Below are 22891 nucleotides of genomic sequence, written 5' to 3'. Positions count from 1 at the left end.
TCTTTATTTATAGCTATATGCTAGGAGCAAGTTGTTTCATTAATAGTGGCATCTGTTCTTTCGAAAAGATCTCTTCTGCCCCAGCGTCCCGCAATTCCATCCGTTCATTCTCATCACTACTTGATGTCAGCCCAAATATTCGAATAGAGGGAAACCGCTCCCGTATGATTTTTGCCGTTTCTATCCCGTTTAATACAGGCATATGCAGATCTAATATACATATTTCAGGAAGTTCGTGCTCGTTTTCATCGAGGTAGTCGATTAAATCCCTACCATTGGAAGCACAATAAACCAAATCCAATAAATGAGATTGAGCCATAGCTCGCATCAACACATGATGAATCAGCGCATCATCTGCGTAGACAACCGTACATTTATTTTTGGTATCCATTTGAAAAAGCTATCATTTTAATAATTATAAAAACAATATTATATAAATATGTAATAAAATAAAAAATACAGAAAAAAGTTAGCAATAATTATGTTATTATACAAATTTTATTTCAAAATGTTCCCTATTAACAATCCAACAAGCTTTTAGTTTGATTTATACAATAAGAACATCATAGGTAGTAAATCTCTCCGTGTCAATACCGTTAGAAAAGATTAAGTAAAGAGAAATAAAGATCGGTAGCCTATACCTTAAAAATCATCTTCAATAATTTCAGCCACTCTTCCTACTTGGCCATCCGTCAACCTGACTTTAATTCCCCTCGAATGATATGAGGATGATGTCAGCAAGTCTTTCACTATGCCTTCTGTTAAATTTCCTGTACGTTGGTCCTTTTTTAAGATTATATTCACCAACATACCTGGCTTTACATCTGCTCTATTTCTTCCATCCATGGTCAAACTTAGAAAAATTGTTTTTTAAATGCAATATAAATAAACAATTTATTGTTAGAAAATCCTTCATCTTGCTCTATGGAACAGGCGCTATGAAATCAAATGAAAGCCAATAGTATAGATGAATGGTATAAACCGAACGTAATCCTATTCTATACTACACTTCCATACCATAAAAAATGGTCGGAATTTCTTCCGACCATGATTGGCTTTAAGTCCTTTTTATGGTATGCAAGTCATCAGCCTTTCGGCTGGCTGACAAATTTCATTTATTTAAATAGCTTAAAAATATCGTTTCCGAATATAAAGACCATTAAAGCCAATAAAATAAAGAAACCGACCATTTGTGCTTTCTCCAGGAATTTTTCGCTCAATGGTTTGCCTTGTATCATTTCAACCAACAAGAACAATACGTGACCGCCATCCAAAGCTGGAATAGGCAATAGGTTCATAAATGCCAATGCCATAGACAACATCCCTACTAAGGACCAAAAACGGATCCAGTCCACTTCTGTGCCGAACAAGGTAGCAATTCCAATTGGGCCAGATAATGCTTTATCGGCACGTACCTCCCCTTTGAAAATCTTGCCAAATCCTTTGGCGTTGTCGGTAATCACGGTGAAAGCTTTTTTAGCGCCGATTGGAAATGCCTCCATCAAGCTATATTGCGTTGTAAAAGATTTGATGGAATAATCACGGTTAATGCCTATTCCCAGCATGGCATCCGCAGGAACATTGCCTTGCAAGGAAACTTCATCACCTTTGCGTACGACTTTAATTGCTACAGCTTTATTAATATTCGCTTTTATTTGTGCTTTAAACTCGTCGAAGAAAGGAACCTGTACCCCATTCACTGCAATAATGCTATCGCCTTTCACAAAACCCATTTTACTTGCTGCCGACCCAGGTGATACTTCAGCAACACTTGTTGTTTTAACACGTGGCTCGATAAACTTTTCCCCTTTCTTATCTGAAAGCGTATTCAATAAATCGGCCGGAACTTTTACTTCTGTTGTTGCACCGTTGCGTTCAACTGTAAGCGCCACTCCGCCCATCAATACTTTAGAACTGATCAACTCCGAGTAATTTTCGATACGGTGACCGTCTATTGAAATCACTTTATCACCAGCTTTCAAACCGATGGATTCACCAATGGATCCCGGAACAATACCGTTTACCAGCTGATCCATTTTGATATCTGTATTGCCCATTTTAAAAGTCAGCATCCAAAAAACAACAACGCCGACCACAATATTGACAATAATCCCCCCAAGCATAACGATTAAACGTTGCCAAGCTGGTTTTGATCTAAATTCCCAAGGTTGTGGCTCACCCTTTAATTGCTCGGTATCCATCGATTCATCGATCATACCCGCAATCTTGACATAACCACCTAAAGGCAACCAGCCAATACCATATTCACATCCTTTATAATTGAATTTAAATAATTTCACTCCCCAGGCATCAAAGAACAGATAAAATTTTTCCACCTTGATACCAAATGCACGCGCTGCTAAGAAATGTCCTAACTCATGTAGAACAATTAAAATTGACAAGCCTAAAATCACTTGTCCGACCATAATTAAAACACCCATGTATGCTTTTTAAAATTTAATCTTTGATTATTTCCTTCGTTATTAATCTTGCGACACGATCCGTCTCCAGATAATCATCCAGCGTCGGTGTCGTAATGAATTCTACTTTATCTAATGTCTGTTCAATAATATCACTCATCTCCAAAAAACCAACTTGATCTTTCAGGAAGGCATCCACAACAACTTCATTGGCTGCATTTAATACACAGCTTCTATTTCCGCCGGCACGAAGGCTCTCATAAGCAAGTGCCAAATTCCGAAAAGTTTCCATGTCTGCTTTTTCAAAACTGAGCGTTGGATAGTCCATGAAATTAAATCGCTCAAAACTGTTTTCAAAACGTGCCGGAAAGGTCAGTGCATATTGGATCGGCAATTTCATATCAGGAACCCCCATTTGGGCCTTCATGGATCCATCCTGAAACTGAACCAGCGAATGTACAATAGACTGGGGATGTACAATCACATCGACCTGATCTATTGACAGATTGAAGAGCCATTTTGCTTCAATCACTTCTAGCCCTTTATTCATCAAGGAAGCTGAGTCAATCGTAATTTTGGCACCCATCGACCAATTGGGATGTTTCAAGGCTTCAGCCTTGGTCACTGCGAGAAGATCTGCTCTCTTTTTACCACGAAAGGGTCCACCGGAAGCTGTGATATATATTTTCTCGATTGGATTATGCTCCTCGCCAGCCAAACACTGGAAGATCGCCGAATGCTCCGAATCGACAGGAAGCATGCGTACACCATATTCTTTCACCAAAGCCATAATCAGCTCACCGGCGACAACCAGCGTCTCCTTATTGGCCAGCGCAATATCTTTTTTCGATTGAATCGCTTTAACAGTAGGTTTTAATCCCGCAGATCCAACGATCGCATTCAAAACAACATCTACTTCTTCGTACTGCACCACTTCAACCAGTCCAGCTTCCCCCAAAAGAACAGCAATATCATGTCCTTTTAAAGCATCCTGCACATAACTATACTGAAGGGAATCTGTTACGACAACCGCCTTGGGCTTAAACTCCAAGGCCTGTTTAACCAACAATGTGGCATTGCTACCACAGGTCAGAACGATTGCTTTAAATTTAGTAGGAAAGGCTCGAATCACATCCAAGGCTTGTGTACCTATACTTCCCGTTGCCCCTAAAATGGCAATTCCTTTTTTACTCAAAACCTTTGCTATTAATTAAAATATATTATTTAAAATCTTTGGATCCTCTCCCCCATGGTAATCCGCCATCATGGATCGGTAAGCGACCGAAACAACAATACTAGCCAAAGGTACCACCAAGAAAGAACTCACGAGGTTCAAAATAATAAAAATTATGTAATATTCTAAATAATTAAAATACATCTGTAATAACTGGAAAAAAGCAAATACAGCCAAAATCAATAATAGTTTGAATACATTGCCCTTTGTCAGTGCAAAACTGAATCGTAATGACCTCAATGTGCCCGCGTGTTTATCGATAATGAAAAATGGATAAAATGCCACTCTAATAATCAAGATGAAAGTCAATATTGCCGCGACAAAAACAACAAACATCGTAAAGTTACTCATCAGCTCCATCCGATTGTCACCATTTTCAAATAGATAAAGGAATGGTAAAGAAACGGCTCCTAAAATCATCAGCAGTGCTATGGAGAGCACCATTATACTTAACATGGCACCAAAAAAATAGACAAGCTCCTTTGAGCTGGGAATACATTGAATCAGTTTCTTATCATGATTTCCATCAATCAGACTTAAGATATACTTAAATAAAGTCATATTCAATCCGAAATACATCACCATGAAAAAAAACGCCATGAAACCACTCAACACCACATTGAAATCACTGATGGTAGTCGCAAGATAATTGGAGAGTCCGGAGGTCACGAACAATAAAAAACAAAGCCCTGCCACTGAAAAATAATGTCTTTTCAGCAGCTCCCATGACTTATTAAAAACCTCATTAACGGCAAAAGTACTTTCCTTTAGGAATTGAATCATTTTTTCTTTGAATAAACTTCTACAAAGATGCCATATTTTTTAATTTTCAACAATTTACACTCCCATAAAAATCATTTTTTTTATAATATTTAACATAAAAAAATCCCCTATCCGAATGGACAGGGGATTTTATAGGGTATATCGAACTATGCCTATTTAAATTCTTTGGGAAGCGGCTTCTCCAATAAGTATTGGTAGTAGAAACGTGCACGCTCATTAGAATCATATTTACTTTTCGAACGGTCAAATCCATGACGGCTTCCCGGATAGATCATCAACTCAAAAGGAACACTTCGATCTGTCAATTTATCGACAAGTTGGATTGTATTCTGTAAATGAACATTATCATCCATATCGCCATGCATAATACGCAAAACGCCTTTATAGTTATTTGCATAGGTCAACACAGAACCCGCTTTATAGCCTTCAGGATTGTCTTGAGGCGTATCCATCCATCTTTCAGTATAATGACTATCGTACAGATCCCATGAGGTTACGGGTGCACCCGCAATACCGAAATCAAATACATCTGCAGCCTTCGTCATCGCTAAACAAGTCATATAACCTCCGTAGCTATGCCCGGTGATAAGCACTTTGTTTTTAGCTACCCAAGGTTGAGATTTTAACCATTTAACAATCGTTGAATAATCAATAATCTCCCAGTGGCCAAGATTGCGGTGCATATAAGCAACACCTTGTTTACCAAAATGACCAGATGCCCGGTGATCTGCAGAGACTTGAATGATTCCTTCATTAGCCCAATATTGATTATTCGTTCCTTTCCAGGTATCTTTTACCGTTCCAGCATCTGGACCGCCATAGATACTGAAAACAACAGGGTAAACTTTTGATTTATCGAAATCTGTCGGGTAAGTAATTGTCAATGGAAGATCGAACAAACCGTCATCTGATTTAAGATGTAAGTATTCGGTTTTACCGTAGGTATAGGAAGCAAAATCAGCCGCTTTACTATCTGCTAACTGACGGACGACTTTACCTTGGTTATCCAACAAAGCAAACCGATCGGGTGTACTCACATTGGAGTATTTGGTAATAAAGTACTTGCCATCAGGCGATACATTGACATCGTGTGAGTATTCGCCGAAAGTCAAACGTTTTAAGTTTTTACCCGAATAATCCACGCGGTACAAATCAAAACGTGCCGAGTTTTCTTTACGTGCGGTAAAATAGATCACCTTATTTTTTTCATCAATCCGTTTTAATTCGGTTACCTGCCATTCGCCGGAAGTAATTGGATTGACCAATGTTCCATCCAATTTATAGAGGTAGTAATGCGCCCAGCCAGTCTTATCCGATTTTAAGATATAATACTTGTTGTCCGCAAGATAGGTGATACGCTCATCGTGATCCAAATTGATCCATGAAGCCTGGCGCTCATCGTAGATTTCTTTTTTCGAGCCAGAATTCGGATCCACCTGATAAAACTTCAAATTGGTCTGATCCCTGTTCATCCACTGCACCATCACATTTTTGCTATCAAAGGCCCAGTAAGGCTGCCCAAAATACTGATCATCTTTTTCGTTGAAATCAGCCCAGGTAACGTTCCCCCCATCGAGATGAACGATACCCACCTTCACTTCCGGATTTGGATCACCGGCTTTGGGGTATCTTGTCTCCTCCAGGTAACCATGCTGGCCTTTGGACGAATAGATCGGAAACATAGGAACCTTGGTATCATCGAAACGCATGAAGGCGATTTTACGGCTGTCCGGAGACCACCAAAAGGCTTTGTATTTTGTTGGACGCCCAAGAATTTCCTCGTAATATACCCAAGATGACCAACCGTTGTAAATCACGTCGGTACCATCATTTGTATATTGCATTTCTTTTCCCGATGTCACGTCCACGCTATACAAATTGCTTTTGCGGGTAAAGGCAACATATTTACCATCCGGCGATAAGGTCGGATTCTGTTCCGCAACATCAGGAGAGTTGGTCAACTTCTTGGCTACACCATCTGTACTTTTCAGGAAGATATCATTGTTTTCGACATAGACAACCGTCCCTTCTTTAGGAGGAACTGTATAAATGCTTCTGTGACCTGATTTAATGTTAACCTGATATAAACGACCATCATTTACATCATTTTCCAGATAAGCTGTCGCGTCCGCCCAGCCAGGATACTGATTCGTACGAACTGTCAACGATGGCTTTTGCCCCCAGGACTGTGCAAAATCCAATTTCTTTTGTGCAAAACCAACCTCATGCACTAAAAAAACGATAGACGCACCTAAGAGTACTCTTGATACCGTATTCATTAATTTTTGGATATGTTTATTAATTATTTTGGCTAAGATAAAGAATTGTGGCAAATAACGACGATTTTGCCTGTAACAAGCTTAATTCAGATTGCGCGTACCATAATGGCTTAGCAAAGACTTGATTAAACCGGATGATTCCTTGCTAAGGACGATGTTCGAAAAGTTTTAGCTGAATACCTTCCTTTGGAAAATCAGCTTCTTCCACAAAATTTGATATCGAAACACCCAACAACCTCACTTTGTTCACCAGCTCAACCTTACTCAACAAACTATGGGCAGTGGCGTAAATTTTGTCTTCCGAATCAAAACTATTTTCTAAGGTTATACTCCGTGTCAACTGAACAAAATCGGCATATTTAATTTTTATGGTTAAGGTTCTTCCAGAGATTTCCTTTTTCCCGATGCGTGTCCACAACTGTTTGCAGAGCCGTTGCAAAATGGTATTTAATTCTTCAAATGCTTCTACATCCTCGCCAAACGTATCCTCAATCCCAACCGATTTACTGCTGCGATTGGGAACAACAGGACGGTCGTCGATCCCGCGTACGATACGGTAAAAAAAGTGCCCAGTCTTTCCAAACCAGCGCACCAAATCCTCCTCGCGTTGTTTTTTTAAATCGAGCCCGGTAAAAAGCCCCAGTTCGTGCATTTTTTTCGCGGTTACTTTTCCTACGCCAAAAAATTTATCCACGGGCAATGATTCCATGAACTTGACAATTTTCGAAGGACCTATAAATGTTAAGCCGTTGGGCTTGTCCATATCTGAGGCAATCTTTGCAACAAATTTATTGACGGAAACACCAGCAGAGACGGTCAGATTCAACTCTTCTTTGATAGCCTCTTTAATGGCTTTGGCGATATCAATAGCCGAACCAATCCCCTGTTTGTCTATGGTCACATCCAAAAAAGCTTCATCCAGGGAAAGCGGCTCGATTAAATCCGTATAACGGAGAAAAATCTCCCGAATTTGGTAGGAAACCTGACGATAAACATCAAAGCGAGGATAGGTAAAGATAATATGGGGGCACAACTGAAGAGCCTTTCGGGAGCTCATAGCAGATTTGACGCCAAACTTTCGCGCTTCGTAACTGGCCGTTGCAACTACTCCCCTCCCATCCGGGGAACCACCTACTGCAATCGCTTTTCCCCGATATTCGGGAAAATCACGCTGATCTACAGAGGCATAAAATGCATCCATATCCAAATGAATAATCTTGCGATGTACCTGTTCGGAATCCATGATCCAAATTTACAAAAATTAGCATTATAGACTAAGAAAACCAAAAAATAACTAATAGAATTAGCAACACAGCAAAAAACGACAATCACTAGGCTCGCCAAGCGTTAATCTAGGTATAATGCATTCGTCATTATGCTGTTAATTATTTATCTTTAGGTGAACCTATCCGTTGGACAGAAAAATCATCGTTCCGGCGCATAGTCCCAGGCACTGCATTAAATGGTTTTAATTAGCACACATGATGGAAAATTTACCCGAACAAAAACCGAAAAAATCCGGATTTAAGAAGTTCTTACTCCTGCTGATCCTTTTCCTCCTTGTGGGGGCCGGTTCCTACGTTTACTGGAAATATTACTATGTATTCGGTGAAGGTGTAAAATCTGGCTATCTTAATTATGCTGTAAAAAAGGGCAATATTTTCAAGACCTACGAAGGCAAGCTCATTCAGGAGGGATTTGGAAGTATCAAAACGGGTGGTATCGCCAGCAATCAATTTGAATTTTCCATTGAAGATGATTCTATATTCCGTCAATTGGAGCTCAATAGTGGAAAATACTTCGATCTGCGCTACAAAGAATACCATGGTGTGCTTCCCTGGCGTGGAAACACGGTTTATATCGTTGACAAAATTGTCAATATGAAATAGCGAACTCCGCCGTGTTTACCAGCGGAGTTATCGAAGTTCCGTTTAAATAAGTTAAACTACATCAGTACGCTATTGTAGGGGTGCCCCCTTCCATGAGCTGCTTATTGTCCGCCGCATTTGCGTTTCCGATAGAAGATTTTTCGAAAAGGCCTATTTATGCAGAAAGCACATCCCGGACGATCAATTTTTCGTTAAAATAACGTTTTAAAATGCTTCCGTCACCGTGTAGTGTCCAAACTTCTTTGGGATTTACCATTTTAATGTACTGAAGAATGTCATTCCAGTCCACATGATCAGAAATATACAGCTCGATATCATTCTGTGCCTGTAAACGTTTCCAGCCTGAGGCAAATGCGCGTAATACTTTGGTCGCCCTAAAATAACTATTGAAGGTCATCGGCGGTACCAAGTACACTTTGTTCTGTTCGCCCTGTTTCATTTCTTTTCTGTTGTAGGGCTCATAGTCTAACTTCTTCAGCCCGTGTTGATCATAAAGGCGATGGTAGGGCAATATTCCACTATGCACAAGCACTTTTCGATCTGGGCAGTACCTGTTGATCAAATCAGTAATTCGCTGCGCCTTGCCCAACACATAAGTACCTAATAAGATATTACTGGCATGTCCATCAAGTTTTTTTATCTCCTCCGCCGGATCGGGATGGATAATCTCGGGATTTGCAAAGGTACTTTCCGTAATGAGGACATCGGCCTGCTGCACTTCGATCGGTTCACAGGTATCATCAGTTTGTAATTTATAATCGCCGGTGTACAAGTAACGTACCCCCGATATTCCATTAGAATCTGTGCTGAACCCAGTATATGACCTGCTGGTAAAAATGTGATTTCGACCGCGCCTATTTTAAAGGGACTATTAAACAATTTGACCTGATAAGAATCTTTGCGATTTTGTTTATACCGATAAGTCATAAACAGTGAGGTCGCCTGTGTGGCATAAACATAGTCGTGTCCTGAACTGGCATGATCGCCATGAGCATGAGAAACGACATTGTGCATAACGGGATTGCTGGCATCAATAAAAAAATCACCATAACGGCAGTAATAGCCTTCTGGCTTTCTGACTAAGAAGTCAGCCAATAGTGTAGACATCATATTATTTTAGAAACTTTTGATGCAAAGTCCACACCTGCGGTAATAGCGGAGTGGTTCCATCATTAATGATGACGAAGTCTGCCAATTTTAATTTTTCTTCGTCAGATAGTTGCTTATTAATTCGCTCCATGACCTGTTCCTCAGTAACAGCATCACGCTCCATGACACGTTTAACGCGTATGGGTAAAGGCGCAGTAACCAGTATGGTATAATCAAGATCTTTGTAGGACCCACTTTCAAAAAGCAAAGCAGCCTCTTTGAGTGAATAACGTGACTTTTGCTGTTCGGCCCAGTCCTTTGCCGCCTGAATAACGATGGGGTGTACAATGCTGTTCACAAGTTCGAGCTTCGCCTTGTCGGAGAATATCTGTTCAGCCAAAAAAGCCCGATCCAGTTTCCCATTCTTATAGGTCTCTTCGCCGAACTCCGCAATCAAGCGTGCTTTGATCCGCAAATCGGTATTCATTAGCTTCTTGGCTTCCTCATCAGCATTATAAACAGGTACAGCCATGGCTTTAAAAAGCTGACAGATAAATGTCTTACCTGACCCAATTCCGCCTGTTATTCCAATCTTCATGAAAATATTTTTATTTACGTACAAAAAAGTCCACGTTTTGAGGGACAATACTGATTACCTTACAATAGTCAGGTACTTTGGTCAGCAAAATGGGTAGATATTGCACCTCATTCTTCTCCCAGTCTGCCAGGTCTACCACAGCCTCAAAATCACGCGATGTATAGTTATTATAATCTTTGACGGACATCAACACCGTGACGACAACTTTGCTCGGACTAAGCCTGACCGAACTATAACGTTGGCCATTCTCTACTTTTACGGGCAACTCGATTATTTTCTCGGTCAATTCACCTACAGGCATGAGCACCTCGACCGAAGTCGGATAAACATTGATATTCGCTTTTTGGTTACGTGCCAGGTTGGCCACGGTCCGAACGTCGGTTTCGACTTCCTTTCCACGAACGGTATCCGTTTCCCAATACTCAATCGCCGAAACATCCTCGTAAGGTCCGGTTATTGTCACATAAGCTGGTGTAACTTTGGTATCAGCGATAAAACCGTAACCGCGTTTAAATCCGATATTTGCAAGGGGTTTTACGGGTACCTTACGTTGGGTCTGTTTGGAAAAATCAAAAAACAAGGTATCCGGGCTGACCGACACCACGCGCTGTTCATGCGGAAACTGCCGGTTGATAAAACCCAATTGGTTGGAAAAAACAATCCAGTCTTTGGTTTTTAAAGAGCTTAGGTCCACCTGAACCTTTGGGGTTTCCAAAGCAGCTTTGGAAAACAGGAATTGCCATCCTGTCATCTCCAGCTTCACTTTTACCGTATCGGATTGCTGGGGGTGAAATGCGCGTTTCTCGGGAAGATTGACATATTCAATCGCCGCCTTGACAGAAACAGTATATTGATTGGAGATCGAAAACAATAACCAAGCTAACAACGAAATTCCAACACAACGCACGAAGACATTAATCTTACGCCGTTGGGTCTTATTTATTCGAACTGCATTCGCCATGATACAAACTTAATCAATTTGCGTAAAAATCTGTGTTGTTATCTGCATTTCATCTTAAAGACAGCAATATTTCCATTGCATTTTTCTCTTTTGTGGCAAGAGTTCTGAAAATTTCTGATGCCTGCTGCACATCATCAAAACTGGCTGTCTCCGCAATTTTACTAAACAATTCCGACAAGGATGTCCACAATAATGCAATCTGCACAAACTCATGATGAACCGCGGCGATCTGCTCTATTCCGAGCAGATCATAACTTTCTTTAATAAAGTCACGATATAGATTTCGAAACATAGCGCCCCCAGTACCTGCCTTTTCCATCAAATTTGCAGCCATTTTAAACTCACTTTCAATCGCATGGCTCGTCTTGTACCATTTGGTCAATTCCTCAGCAGTTTTCAAAATTCCTTTATATGAAATGTTGCTGATGGGCGGTGCAAGATATTCCTTTGCATTATTGACCATTGCAGCAATCAGCACCTCTTTCAGGTCCAAATCCCCGCCAGTACCTGCTATCGTGTAATACAGATTTTTAGACGCCATAGGCCCCTTCTCTGCCCTGGCTAGCGCCAAACTAGCTAGAGATGTACGTACGCTTCCACCCTGCTGCCTCGTATCCACTAAATAGGCATTATCATGGTCATAACCATAAATTGCTACATAATGACCCGCAAAATGAAAGGGTTTTGTAAAATATTCCAGGTGATAGGCATCGAGTTTTAAGCCTACCGGTTGCCCCCCATCCAAGAGCTGTTTTACAGCCTGCCAAGCTTTTACTTTTGAAGAAGTTTCATGAACACTGAGCTTTAGACCGAGATTTTTGCAGATATGCTGCGTCAGGAGATCTGGTTTTATTCGTCCGCCTAAAAATGGAAAATCCATGGTTTTCATTTTCCAATAAATAAAACTGAGGCCTTCCCCCAGTCCAAAAAGCATCGGCTCGGAAAGTTCAATGCCTATATGGGCAAGTAATGTACCTGTTGCCGTTGTTTCACAATGCTGTCCATCAAATGGTCTAAGATTTTTCATATCGTTTTTTTTTCATAAAGTTACTCCCTCAATCGACAGCTCGATGTCAGCAGTGGATTAAACACTAAAAACAAATGAAAAACAGTTGAGAATAACATCCCAAAAACGATTGTATTTGACAACTATTATGTTTAAGGTTTACAGGGGTTTTACAGGGGGTTAACAGGGGTATAACGGGGGTCAATCCCCTGCTAACCCCCTGCTACCCCCCTGTAAAAATAGTGTTACTACTGAAGTAATTAAGAAAATAGTAGTAAATTGATAATAAGCTCAATACAAGAATTATAAACTAAAAGAGGAATAGCTATGGCAATTTTACAAAACGGTCCGAATGGACCTATTATTGGTAAATTTGGATCGGTGAGTGCCTACATGTTGAAGGATCAAAATGTGGTGCGCGGCCCAAAAAGAAAACGCAGCTCCCCACCAAGTGCTGCGGAGCTCTTAAACAGAAAAAAACAGCAAGTAGCCGGTAAGTTTGCCGGCCATAATAAGCGGCTTCTCGAATTTGGTTACCAGTTTTTAGCGGAAAAAGGAAGTCGAGTAGGTGCATTCCAATTGGCACAACGACATATTTTTAAGGAGGCCATCGAAATAGACGCTGATAATAACCCTTTTGTTAATCCAGAACGACTGCTTCTATTTTCTGGTCCGCTAACCCCATTATCCAACTGCCAAGTCAGTATCAACAATGATGTAATCGACCTAAACTGGGAAGCAGATGATCAATATAGTGATAGCGTATATAAAATCAACCTGGTATTATTGGACCCGTTTAATGAATCCCATTTAAGAACTTCTATCGCAAGCGTAAGTGAAGGTTCTTGTTCCCTTCAATTTGACCGGTTAAAGCGAAAAACCACTGATTTCCATGTCTATGTCGGAATATGGGATACCTTAGATGGCGGTTTTTCGAATTCCATTTATTGTGGAGTAATCTAAAGCATTGTTATGCTAGCAATTTATATGAACGCTCCGTCTGGGCTTTCTATTAACAGCATAAAAAAGCCAGTTTTCTACGAAAACTGGCTTTCATTTCTTTTAGGAAAAAGCTTAAGAAGCGCTCTTCTCCGTGTTGTTAACAGCTTTAGAAGCATCTAAAGCAATTGCTGATTTATCAAAACGGATTTTTACACCCGAACCTACGTCTACTAAGAAAGTCGTGTCTGATACTTCTACAATACGGCCATGAATACCAGCTGTAGTTACCACCTTTGAATTTACACCTAATTGCTCAATATATTTCTTATGGTCTTTTTGCTTTTTCATCTGTGGTCTGATCATGAAGAAATAAAATACCACAACTAGACCAACCATCATTATCAGTTGACCATAACCGGCGCCACCTGCTGCTTGTAATAATACTGTATTCATTTGTTATTATATCGTTTAATAATGTGTTATTTTGCTAATACTTCGCCTTTTAGCTGCACTGTCGTCAGGCCATTAGAGGCATTCGATTGAACCGTAATGATCTTCTGCTGTTTACCAACTTGTCCTTCACTATTGAAAGTTACATGGATCTCAGATTTTCCACCCGGCAAAATAGGACTTTTCGAAAACTCAGGCTGTGTACAACCACATGAAGCAGTCACTTTCGAGATAATAACAGGCGCGTCACCCGAATTTTTCAACACAAAGGTATGTTTTACCTGTGCGCCTTCCTTTACCTGACCGAAATCAAATGCAGACTCTTCAAATTCTACTTTTCCCAATTGTGCTGCTGCCTTAGAAAGGCTATCTGCAGCTGCTGTTTCAGTCGCTGTCTTGGTTCCTTCTTCCTTTCCCTTTTGTGCATTTCCGCAAGAAAATAAAAGTACTGTCGACAACGCTAAAACTGAATATTTCCCAAAGTTTTTCATTCGTATAAATTATTTATGCGCGTTTGGTTTTAATCTTTTAAACCCCGACCTGCCTTCTGGATTCGTCCCTGTTGATTCAGATCGTTCAATATTTTATCTAAGATACCATTAATAAATGTATTACTTTTCAATGTACTGAATACCTTAGAAATTTCAATATACTCATTTATTGTTACTTTCACAGGAATTGATGGAAAATTAACCAACTCACATATTGCCATACGCATCAACAATGTATCCATTAAAGCAATACGATCTGATTCCCAATTCTTGGTTTTCTCCGAGATAAGCTTTTGATACTCATTTGTATTGCGGATTGTTTTACCCAACAATCCAATAATATAGTCGCTATCATCATTCCAGTTTTGCGTAATTTCTGCAAGTTTATTTTTACGTGGATCTTCAGAACTAAAATTCTTAAAAGTCTTCGCGATCAAAGCTTGCAATACTTCTTTATCTACCGGCCAGTTGATGAATTTTTCTTCAAAAACCTGCTCAATAACCGGCGATTTTAAGATGATCTTTTTAAAGATATGCTTGATGATATCCTTTTCCGTACCGATCGAGCGATCTTCTTGTTGCAAGTACTCCAAATAAGCTTCAGAGTCCTTTAACTGCAAAAATACAGTACGCACGATCTCCGGATCAAAGCTCCAGGAAATCTTATATTTTTTGACACCTTCTCCATATTGTGGATTTTGTCTCAATGACTCAATAAAAGTGTTTGTACTTAACTTGGTCGTTAAAGACAAGTCTTTTTCAGTTGGTAAAAACTTATTAGCCCTACCCTCTGCATCTATTAAGACATAATCAGATACTTCATCTAAAAGATTCAGTGTCCACATATACATCTCATAAACTTCATCCACATTTTTTAATAGTGCTTTCTCAAATGTTTTGATGTCTTTATCTTCTGAAAGACTGTACGCATAAAGCGTTTGCACTACTTTTACCCTCAGGTGTCTCCTGTTTAACATAGTAATTTAAAGAACGATTTTTTTATAAAATAATAAATAAGAACGATTTTGGGATGAAGACTATCTCTTGATTTTTTTAATATCTTGGATACGCTTCTCCGCGATGCGATTAGCCGCTTCAAAAGTAGAAATATTCTCTTCTTTTGATTTTTTCAATACGTCTCTAGTCGCATTATAAATATTTTTGATCACAAATTCAGTGTGATCTACGCCATAATTTTGAATTTCTGAATAACAGCCAATTAATGCACCGGCGTTGATCAAATAGTCAGGGGCGTATAATATACCTCTTTCATGAAGGATAGAACTTGTAACATGTTCGTCTTTCAATTGATTATTCGCCGAACCGGCAATAATTTTACATTGCATTTTCTGCGCGGATTCTGGATTTACCGTACCACCTAATGCACAGGGAGAATATACGTCAAATTCGTGATCAAATACTTCACCGTAAGGTATTGGCTCAGCTTTGTACTTGGCCGCTACTTTCAACATTTTTTCTTCCGTAATATCGCTGACATATACACGCGCATTCTCTTCACGTAACATGGCAATTAAACGCTCACCAACTCCACCGACGCCATGCACAATAACTTTTTTACCAGCAACATTTTCCGATCCGTACAATTCCTTTAAACAGGCTTTTATACCAAAATAAACACCCTGAGCTGCAAAGATTGAAGGATCACCGACACCACTGCCATGAATTGCTTTTGGTAAACCAGCAACATGGTCAGTTTCGGTATAAATATGTTCTAAATCGCGTTGTGTGGTACCTACATCCAAAGAAGCAATGAAATTTCCATTCAATCCTTCAATAAACTGGCCCAAACGGCGCAATAAAACCTCAGATTTGTCCAAACGGCTATTCCCAATAATAACAGCACTACCACCGCCTAAATTCAATCCAGTGATGGCTGATTTATACGTAATGGCCTTGGATAAACGTAAAGCATCCTCAATAGCTTCTTCTGTACTTTCGTAAGGTAACATACGAACCCCTCCTATCGCTGGCCCTAAGGTTGTATCATGGATCGCAACGATAGCTTTCAAGCCCACCAATTCATCATTACAGAAAAATAAGTTTTGATGGCCAGACTGGCTCATCAATTCAAAAATAGAATTTTGAGATGTTGACATAAAATGTACTACTCTAATTTGTTTTAATTTTTTAAGGTACTTGATGCAAAAGTAGGAAAATTATTCGTTGTGCATAACAACTTTTTTTATCCAAGACTTAACATTTGATTTCCGAATGACAGTAAATTCACTCAAATCGTAAAGCATTTTGATGAATTAGTCCTACTTTTGTATTCGTAATATGAAGGATCTCGCCTACTTAAATAAGTACTTTTATAAATACCGCTGGAAACTGGTTCCAGGGGTTATTTTTGTTATCATCTCCAACTATTTCGGGGTATTGCCGGCAAAGGTAATTCGCGAAGCATTTGATTTGGTACAGGAAAACATCTATCTATACCGTCTATTTGATGGTTTCGACAGACAGGAACTCATCTACAAGGTATTTGGCACCAGCCTCCTGTTTTTTGGTTTCGTCGTCCTCCTACTGTCGCTCTTGCGGGGCATATTTTTATTCTTTATGCGTCAGACGATTATTTTAACCTCGCGTTATATTGAATACGACCTCAAAAATGAGATCTATAATCACTACCAAGATTTAAACTTCGGTTTCTTTCGGAAGAACAATACCGGAGATCTCATGAGCCGAGCCACCGAAGATGTCAATCAGGTACGTAACTACTTAGGCCCCGCTATCATGTATGCGATCAATACGGTAGTTTTATCGATCATGGTCATCTATGCGATGTATAGCGTCAATGGACGCTTGGCTACCTATGCATTGGCGCCAATACCGGTCCTATCGGTTATTATTTTATTTGTCAACAAGATTATTAACAAGCGTAGCTTAAAAATACAGAAACAACTGGCGAAGCTTTCTTCTTTCGTGCAGGAAACTTTTGCAGGTATCCGCGTCATCAAGACCTATACCAGAGAACAAAATAAAATGCAGGAATTTGAGAAGGAAAGTACCATTTACCGCAACACGGCTCTTGATCTCGTCAAAGTACAGGCTGTTTTCTTTCCGCTTATTCTATTGCTTATTGGGCTCAGTACGGTAATCACCATTTATATCGGTGGAATTGAAGTTGCCAAAGGAACAGTGACTGCCGGAAACATCGCTGAGTTTATCATCTATGTCAACCAGTTGACTTTCCCGGCCATGTCTTTGGCTTGGGTTACCTCATTGGTACAACGTGCTGCGGCCTCGCAAAAACGCATCAACGAATTCCTTCAAACGGAATCTCCTATTGTTAACGGAACAGCTACCAAAGAACTCGCGGGTGAGATCAGGGTTGATGGAATCTCCTTTACCTATCCCGAAACAGGTATTCAGGCGATTAAAAATATATCGTTCCAAATTCCGATCGGCAAAACACTTGCTATTATCGGAAAAACAGGCTCCGGAAAATCAACGCTGGCCAACTTACTCCTTCGGATGTATGATATTGACAAAGGAAGTATTCATTATGATAGTCTAGAAATTAAAAACCTTGATTTCAAAAGCTTGCGCCAACAAGTTGGATTTGTCCCACAAGATGTTTTCCTATTTTCAGATACCATTGCCAATAATATAGGCTTTGGTTTAGACCACTTTACACAGGAACAAGTGGAACAGGCCGCCAAAGATGCCGCTGTATACGACAATATTATAGCTTTTGAAGATGGATTTGAAACTGCCGTTGGGGAACGTGGTATCACCCTCTCCGGTGGACAAAAACAACGGGTATCCATCGCACGCGCTTTAATTAAGGAACCCAAAGTATTGATTTTTGATGACTGTCTTTCCGCCGTGGATACAAAAACAGAAGAAACAATTCTACGTTCGCTAAGCCGCATCATGAAAGGCAAGACCTGTATTTTTATTGCCCATCGCATCTCGACGATCAAGAATGCAGACCATATATTGGTGATGGATCAAGGCGAAATTGTAGAACAGGGTACACATGCTGAATTGATGGAGAAAAGAGGTGAATATTTTGAACTCCATGAAAAGCAATTACTGGAAAGTGTCGAAGGATAATTAAAATATCCCTGAATTCAGCTAAAGGATAGAAGGGATATCTCTCCTAAATTTGTCTTAAATATTTAAGTCAAACATTTTACAATAAAGGATCATGGAGAGAACCCCTATTCAGAAGGCTACGTCAAATGACGGAAAAACAATTGCTATTATTTCTTACTTAACCATCATCGGTCTTGTTGCAGCCATCATCATGAACAACAAGGAAAAGACTGCTTTAGCGCAATTCCATATCCGACAAAGTATAGGCATTTCAGTAACAGGAATGGCTTTGGGATTGTTACGTTTTATTCCGGGTATTGGCGGAATCGCCATTAGTATTGTTGGATTGCTCCTACTTATTGCTCTTATACTAGGATTAATGTCCGCATTTTCCGGAGAGCGGAAACCACTCCCCTTCATCGGTGAAAAATACCAGGAATGGTTCAATATGATCTAATAGGCATTTTAAAGACATGGAGCACCTTCCCATCATAGATGCTCCATGTTATCGTTTTTTACGGACGTTCTGCCTTTAATTGAACATAGCGCATCTTTAACTGGCTTTCATATCCGGCATCGTTTTCTCCTCTTTAAAAAATAGGGCAAATAGCAAAAGACAAAAACCAGAAATACCTGCCGGAATAAACCAAAGATATTCCCAAAATTGAGCAGCATAAGCTGTTTTCAGGTAATCTGAAACAGCACCGGCAACCCAAAATCCGATCAGCATCCCTACACCATACATCGCGATGGTAATAAGCCCCTGTGCAGAAGCCTTGTATTTTTCACCAGCAATTCGATCGGTATAGATCTGCCCCACTACGAACATAAAATCATAGCAGATGCCATGCAATAAAATTCCGGATAGCAATAAGAATGACCGTTCCTGTCCGTCGCCGTAGGCAAAAAACAAATAGCGAAGTGCCCAGGCCGCAATGCCCAGTAAAATCATCTTTTTATACCCCAAGCGTCTAAAGAAAAATGGAATCAACAACAAGCAAATGGCTTCGGAAAATTGCCCCAATGCCATTTTTGCTGTGGGGTTCGGTATTCCGGCATTGACCAAAAATGGGTTCGCATTTTGATAATAGAACGAAATGGGAATACAAATGACAATTGCTGTTACAAAAAAAATCAGAAAACTCCGCTTTTTTAAAAGCTTCAATGCATCCAAACCGATTGCCTTTCCAAAATCAAATTTTTCATCCCTGAGTTTCACCTGAGGTGGAGTTTTTGGCAGGGCCAAACTAAAGAATGCCAGTAACACCGAACAAACCGCGCCCATAATAAAGGTATTATGCAAGGCACCTGCCTGTATCGATTCGGGAGCATCCCAACGGAACAAATAACTGATCACAAGTCCCGAACAGATCCAACCGATCGTTCCCCACACGCGTACCCCCGGAAAATACTTCTTCGCGTCTTCAATATGCCGGAATGCGATCCCATTGGATAAGGATAGCGAAGACATGTAAGCCATAAAATAGACAAATACATAGGGATAAAAATGTGTCGCATCCGGTGCCTGCGACATCCCGTAAAGTAGTCCAGCTCCAATGAGATGTAATGCTGAAAGTACCCGCTCGGCATTAAAGTATCTGTCGGCGACAAAACCCACAAAAAAAGGAGCAAATACAGCACCAAGGGATTGTGTTGCAAAAATATTCGCGACCTCCATACCCGAGGCATTGAGCGATTTAATAAGGTATGTTCCCAAAGTAACAAACCAGGCCCCTTTGATAAAATATTCTAAAAACATCATCAGGGACAATTGGACGCGTAATACTGGTTTCATCGATTAATTCGTGTTGGAGGTGTTTGTTTTGATTTATTTCATCGGTTTCAATGACCACGTAGAAGCCTTATGTTATTGATACACATAACGACAGCGAGCGATACGACCGCTGAAGTAACGTGCTCGTTGTCCTCGAGTGACTATCGCTTAAACAGGCTATTGTCTTCGGTTGTCATTGCTCTATACAAGCTCAAATAGAGCTCTATTTTATTCTTATGATTCGGGCAATGCATTTCGCATAAAATTAAGCCAGTTCTTGCTGGCAATCTTTTCAAGATCGGTGTTATTATACCCTCTTTTTGACAGGATGCCAAATACTTTTTGGATATCAGCAATCGTTTCCAGATCATAAGGACACTGCTCACGGCCAAATGCGCCGTCTAAGTCGCTCCCCACGCCAACATGATCGACATTTCCTGCCAATTGACAAATATGATCAATATTGTTGGCCATGATATCCATGGAGCAATTGCTTGTTTTAGGATCGGATACACCGCGTACCCAATTCGGTACCATCATCCAAGCATCGAGCGCTACCCCGATCACTGCTTTTTTCTTTACAAGAGCCTTGATCATTTCATCACTGAACTGCCTGTTATGGTCCACAAACTTGCGACAGTTATTATGGCTGGCCCAAATCGCACCCTGATAGCGTTGGACAGCATCCCAAAAAGCATCATCATTCAGGTGTGTCGCGTCCAATATCATCCCCAATCGCTCCATTTCTTCCAATAACCTTATTCCCTGCTCATTAAGCTTACCCGACGAGTCTGTTCCATTGGCATATCGACCCGGTCCGTAATGTGCTGGCCCAATCGCTCTTAAGCCATAGTTATAGGCTGTTTCGAGATAGCTGATATCAACAATGGAATCGGCACCTTCCAGACTCAGCAGATATCCGATTGGCTTATCGGCATGATCGCTGCCATCCGACCAGAGCGCCAAATGCTGGTCCAAATCAGTTTTTGTACAGATCATTTTCATTTGTCCATCGGCTTCCATCGCTTTATACCATGCAAGCTGCCCCTGTGTTTGTGCCCATGCCTGTTCCGGCGAGTACCAGCCTGGCAAAGCACTATCGGGTTTTACGAAACGGGCGATTTGTGTAGCAACAACCAAACCAATATGACCACGACGCAATTCGTCAAAAGTGACGGTTGCCTTAGCCCGATCGGGCTTGTCATCCATTCCCTTTTCCCTACGGTTCAGTTCGGTAATCGACAATCGAAGATCCCGATTCCATTCCATGGCGTTCATACTCAAATCCAAATGTGCATCGACCAAAAATGGCATTTCAAATTCGTACATATCAATAATTTATTTTTTTATTTCGCGCATAAACAGTCCAAATTTGATCTGCCTGCCGTTCATTGACAACTTGAAGTTCGCCATAACAAGCTACTGTTGGGCAGATGTGCCTTGGCACGGCATAAAGGGCATCGCCTAAGTTAAACTGGGCACTATCTGCTACCTCAACGACCAAATGTTCTTCACTCTGCATTTTTATTTCGCCAATACGCGGATCAAAAAACTTGACGCGGGGTTGCGGTGATTCACATGCAACTGATTTATACCCCAGATCCAAACAAAGGTGCTTGTGATCAACAATCGAGACGACACGCGTCAGAAGTACCGCTGCAAGCATAAAATCCTGTTCTGCGTAATTTTCGGCATAGCCAAAATCCCAAAACACAAACGTTCCGGGACTGCATTCTACATCGCTGCGTTCGGCATGAAAAGGGAAACTTGGCGAACCGCCAATAACTTTAGTCAACGGTTTAGAGGTGGACACCTGCGCCATAAGGTAGGCGGTTTCGAGTATACCATATGAATGTTGGGATTGCTTTTCGCGAAGTTTATAATCCTTGTCATGAATATGACCGTCATAACCATGCACACCTACCAACTGAATACCTTCCAAAAGATGGATATCCATAACGAGACGCTCAATCCCTTCTAAAGATACTCCTGTACGGCCCATGCCAATATTAACATCGAGATAAACAGCGCTGAGTAAGCCTTTCGACAGACTACGCTTTGAAATCTCCTGTGCTGCATCGACATGATCCACAAGACAGGCAAAATGTGTCTCCGGAAAGGCGGTTACAAGATTCAAAAAACGATCTATCTTTGGCCCTACGGGCTGGTATGCCAGCAAAACATCTTTTGCACCGATAACACCCAATAGTTCAGCTTCTGCAATGGTTGCACACTTAAACTTTGTAATCCCCCTATCCATCATCAGTTGGCATACTTCCCGACACTTGTTCGTTTTGATATGCGGCCGCAATCGATCAGCCCGCCCATGCACAATATGTAAAGCGCGATCTATGTTCTTGACAATGCGATCAGGGTAGACCAGTAAAGCTGGCGAATCGACCCGATCGACATCATGTATATGGCACCAAGTTTCCATACAATTCCGATTAGTATAACTCAAATAATGCTTCGATTTCTACGGGAATATTATCGGGCAAAGAACCAAATCCAACTGCACTACGTGTTCCAATACCATTCTCTTCTCCCCAAACCGCAGCGAATAGCTCACTACAGCCGTTAATTACGCCTGGATGATAAAGAAAATCCGAGGTACAGTTGACCATACCCAATACCTTGATCACACGCTTGATTTTGTTTAATGAGCCCAAGTTGGTTTTAATGGTCGACAACATGGTTAGACCAACTTGTCTCGCCGCAAGTTTGCCTTCTTCAGGACTGATATCACTTCCAATTCGACCGATAATTAATGTAGCATCATCTTGTACAGGACCATGACCAGAAAGATACAGGTACTTGCCGTCAATGACGTATGGTTTATAGACACCTTTAGGTGCCGGTGCTGGTGGTAATGTCAAACCTAATTTTTCGAATTGTTCATCTGCGTTGTACATC

The 22891-nt window shown here is 40.7% G+C and carries 24 protein-coding genes; 4 read left to right on the top strand and 20 right to left on the bottom strand.

Annotation, left to right across the window (positions count from 1 at the left end; translation table 11 throughout):
- Positions 1-13 precede the first annotated feature (13 nt).
- The 7 genes from OK025_RS17445 to dinB all read right to left on the bottom strand — a co-directional run bounded on the left by OK025_RS17445 (position 14) and on the right by dinB (position 7959).
- Complete coding sequence (locus tag OK025_RS17445; protein WP_088162127.1) at positions 14-391, bottom strand: response regulator; 378 nt, start codon at positions 389-391, stop codon at positions 14-16.
- Positions 392-642: 251 nt separating this feature from the next.
- Positions 643-846 carry a YwbE family protein gene (locus tag OK025_RS17440; RefSeq protein WP_046674525.1) on the bottom strand — a complete coding sequence of 68 codons (204 nt, stop codon included), beginning with the start codon at positions 844-846 and terminating at the stop codon, positions 643-645.
- A gap of 269 nt (positions 847-1115) precedes the next feature.
- Positions 1116-2441: an RIP metalloprotease RseP gene (rseP, locus tag OK025_RS17435; protein ID WP_317665691.1), complete on the bottom strand. Its 1326-nt coding sequence runs from the start codon at positions 2439-2441 to the stop codon at positions 1116-1118.
- A gap of 16 nt (positions 2442-2457) precedes the next feature.
- Entirely contained in the window at positions 2458-3615 is a 1158-nt protein-coding gene (locus OK025_RS17430) for a 1-deoxy-D-xylulose-5-phosphate reductoisomerase (RefSeq protein WP_317665689.1), read from the bottom strand.
- Positions 3616-3630: 15 nt separating this feature from the next.
- Positions 3631-4437, bottom strand: a complete 807-nt coding sequence (locus OK025_RS17425; protein ID WP_317665687.1) for a beta-carotene 15,15'-monooxygenase — start codon at positions 4435-4437, stop codon at positions 3631-3633.
- Between the two features lie 152 nt (positions 4438-4589).
- Positions 4590-6716, bottom strand: a complete 2127-nt coding sequence (locus OK025_RS17420) for a DPP IV N-terminal domain-containing protein (protein WP_317665685.1) — start codon at positions 6714-6716, stop codon at positions 4590-4592.
- Between the two features lie 145 nt (positions 6717-6861).
- Positions 6862-7959 (bottom strand): DNA polymerase IV, encoded by a 1098-nt coding sequence (gene dinB, locus OK025_RS17415; RefSeq protein ID WP_317665683.1) that lies wholly within the window; start codon positions 7957-7959, stop codon positions 6862-6864.
- A 238-nt stretch (positions 7960-8197) separates the two neighbouring features.
- Between dinB and OK025_RS17410 the strand changes: the two genes are divergently transcribed.
- Positions 8198-8605 carry a hypothetical protein gene (locus OK025_RS17410; RefSeq protein WP_075993279.1) on the top strand — a complete coding sequence of 136 codons (408 nt, stop codon included), beginning with the start codon at positions 8198-8200 and terminating at the stop codon, positions 8603-8605.
- A 154-nt stretch (positions 8606-8759) separates the two neighbouring features.
- On the opposite strand, the gene OK025_RS17405 is transcribed toward OK025_RS17410, so the two are convergent.
- The 5 genes from OK025_RS17405 to OK025_RS17385 are packed head-to-tail and all read right to left on the bottom strand — an operon-like array spanning position 8760 to position 12280.
- On the bottom strand, positions 8760-9323 hold the full coding sequence (locus OK025_RS17405) for a hypothetical protein (RefSeq protein WP_317665680.1): 564 nt from the start codon (positions 9321-9323) through the stop codon (positions 8760-8762).
- Positions 9242-9715, bottom strand: a complete 474-nt coding sequence (locus tag OK025_RS17400) for a hypothetical protein (protein WP_317665678.1) — start codon at positions 9713-9715, stop codon at positions 9242-9244. Before OK025_RS17400 ends, OK025_RS17405 begins: the two co-directional genes overlap by 82 nt.
- Before the next feature lies 1 nt (position 9716).
- Positions 9717-10292: a dephospho-CoA kinase gene (gene coaE / locus OK025_RS17395; RefSeq protein WP_317665676.1), complete on the bottom strand. Its 576-nt coding sequence runs from the start codon at positions 10290-10292 to the stop codon at positions 9717-9719.
- Between the two features lie 10 nt (positions 10293-10302).
- Positions 10303-11253, bottom strand: a complete 951-nt coding sequence (locus OK025_RS17390; RefSeq protein WP_075993280.1) for a hypothetical protein — start codon at positions 11251-11253, stop codon at positions 10303-10305.
- A 49-nt stretch (positions 11254-11302) separates the two neighbouring features.
- Complete coding sequence (locus OK025_RS17385; RefSeq protein ID WP_317665673.1) at positions 11303-12280, bottom strand: BtrH N-terminal domain-containing protein; 978 nt, start codon at positions 12278-12280, stop codon at positions 11303-11305.
- A gap of 306 nt (positions 12281-12586) precedes the next feature.
- Here OK025_RS17385 and OK025_RS17380 point away from each other — a divergent pair, with 306 nt between their 5' ends.
- A complete protein-coding gene (locus OK025_RS17380) occupies positions 12587-13222 on the top strand; it encodes a hypothetical protein (RefSeq protein WP_317665671.1) in 636 nt (211 codons plus the stop codon).
- A 111-nt stretch (positions 13223-13333) separates the two neighbouring features.
- Here the strand turns inward: OK025_RS17380 and yajC are convergent, their stop codons facing one another.
- From yajC to OK025_RS17360, 4 genes are read right to left on the bottom strand one after another with little or no spacing between them, the layout of a single operon-like run.
- Positions 13334-13654: a preprotein translocase subunit YajC gene (yajC, locus tag OK025_RS17375; RefSeq protein WP_317665669.1), complete on the bottom strand. Its 321-nt coding sequence runs from the start codon at positions 13652-13654 to the stop codon at positions 13334-13336.
- Between the two features lie 26 nt (positions 13655-13680).
- A complete protein-coding gene (locus tag OK025_RS17370; protein ID WP_317665667.1) occupies positions 13681-14142 on the bottom strand; it encodes a DUF1573 domain-containing protein in 462 nt (153 codons plus the stop codon).
- Positions 14143-14171: 29 nt separating this feature from the next.
- Positions 14172-15119: a transcription antitermination factor NusB gene (gene nusB, locus OK025_RS17365; RefSeq protein WP_317665665.1), complete on the bottom strand. Its 948-nt coding sequence runs from the start codon at positions 15117-15119 to the stop codon at positions 14172-14174.
- A gap of 60 nt (positions 15120-15179) precedes the next feature.
- Positions 15180-16259 carry a Glu/Leu/Phe/Val family dehydrogenase gene (locus OK025_RS17360; protein ID WP_294182569.1) on the bottom strand — a complete coding sequence of 360 codons (1080 nt, stop codon included), beginning with the start codon at positions 16257-16259 and terminating at the stop codon, positions 15180-15182.
- A 181-nt stretch (positions 16260-16440) separates the two neighbouring features.
- On the opposite strand from OK025_RS17360, the gene OK025_RS17355 reads away from it, so the two are divergent.
- Positions 16441-18222, top strand: a complete 1782-nt coding sequence (locus OK025_RS17355; RefSeq protein WP_317665662.1) for an ABC transporter ATP-binding protein — start codon at positions 16441-16443, stop codon at positions 18220-18222.
- A 94-nt stretch (positions 18223-18316) separates the two neighbouring features.
- Positions 18317-18661 (top strand): hypothetical protein, encoded by a 345-nt coding sequence (locus OK025_RS17350; protein WP_317665661.1) that lies wholly within the window; start codon positions 18317-18319, stop codon positions 18659-18661.
- A 96-nt stretch (positions 18662-18757) separates the two neighbouring features.
- Here OK025_RS17350 and OK025_RS17345 read toward each other — a convergent pair whose 3' ends face one another.
- The 4 genes from OK025_RS17345 to OK025_RS17330 form a co-directional block, all read right to left on the bottom strand.
- Positions 18758-19999, bottom strand: coding sequence for an MFS transporter (locus tag OK025_RS17345; protein ID WP_317665659.1), 1242 nt, complete (start codon positions 19997-19999; stop codon positions 18758-18760).
- 213 nt (positions 20000-20212) lie between these two features.
- Positions 20213-21307 carry a dipeptidase gene (locus tag OK025_RS17340; RefSeq protein ID WP_317665657.1) on the bottom strand — a complete coding sequence of 365 codons (1095 nt, stop codon included), beginning with the start codon at positions 21305-21307 and terminating at the stop codon, positions 20213-20215.
- Position 21308: 1 nt separating this feature from the next.
- Positions 21309-22415 (bottom strand): D-TA family PLP-dependent enzyme, encoded by a 1107-nt coding sequence (locus tag OK025_RS17335; RefSeq protein WP_317665655.1) that lies wholly within the window; start codon positions 22413-22415, stop codon positions 21309-21311.
- 10 nt (positions 22416-22425) lie between these two features.
- The gene (locus OK025_RS17330) at positions 22426-22890 is read right to left on the bottom strand and encodes a RidA family protein (RefSeq protein WP_046674510.1); all 465 of its coding nucleotides are present in this window, start codon (positions 22888-22890) and stop codon (positions 22426-22428) included.
- Position 22891: the final 1 nt, after the last annotated feature.

Origin of the sequence: Sphingobacterium sp. UGAL515B_05 (assembly GCF_033097525.1) — a bacterium.
GTDB lineage: Bacteria > Bacteroidota > Bacteroidia > Sphingobacteriales > Sphingobacteriaceae > Sphingobacterium.
Note: the sequence above shows the minus strand (reverse complement) of the source record. Positions and strands in the feature narration are given on the sequence as shown.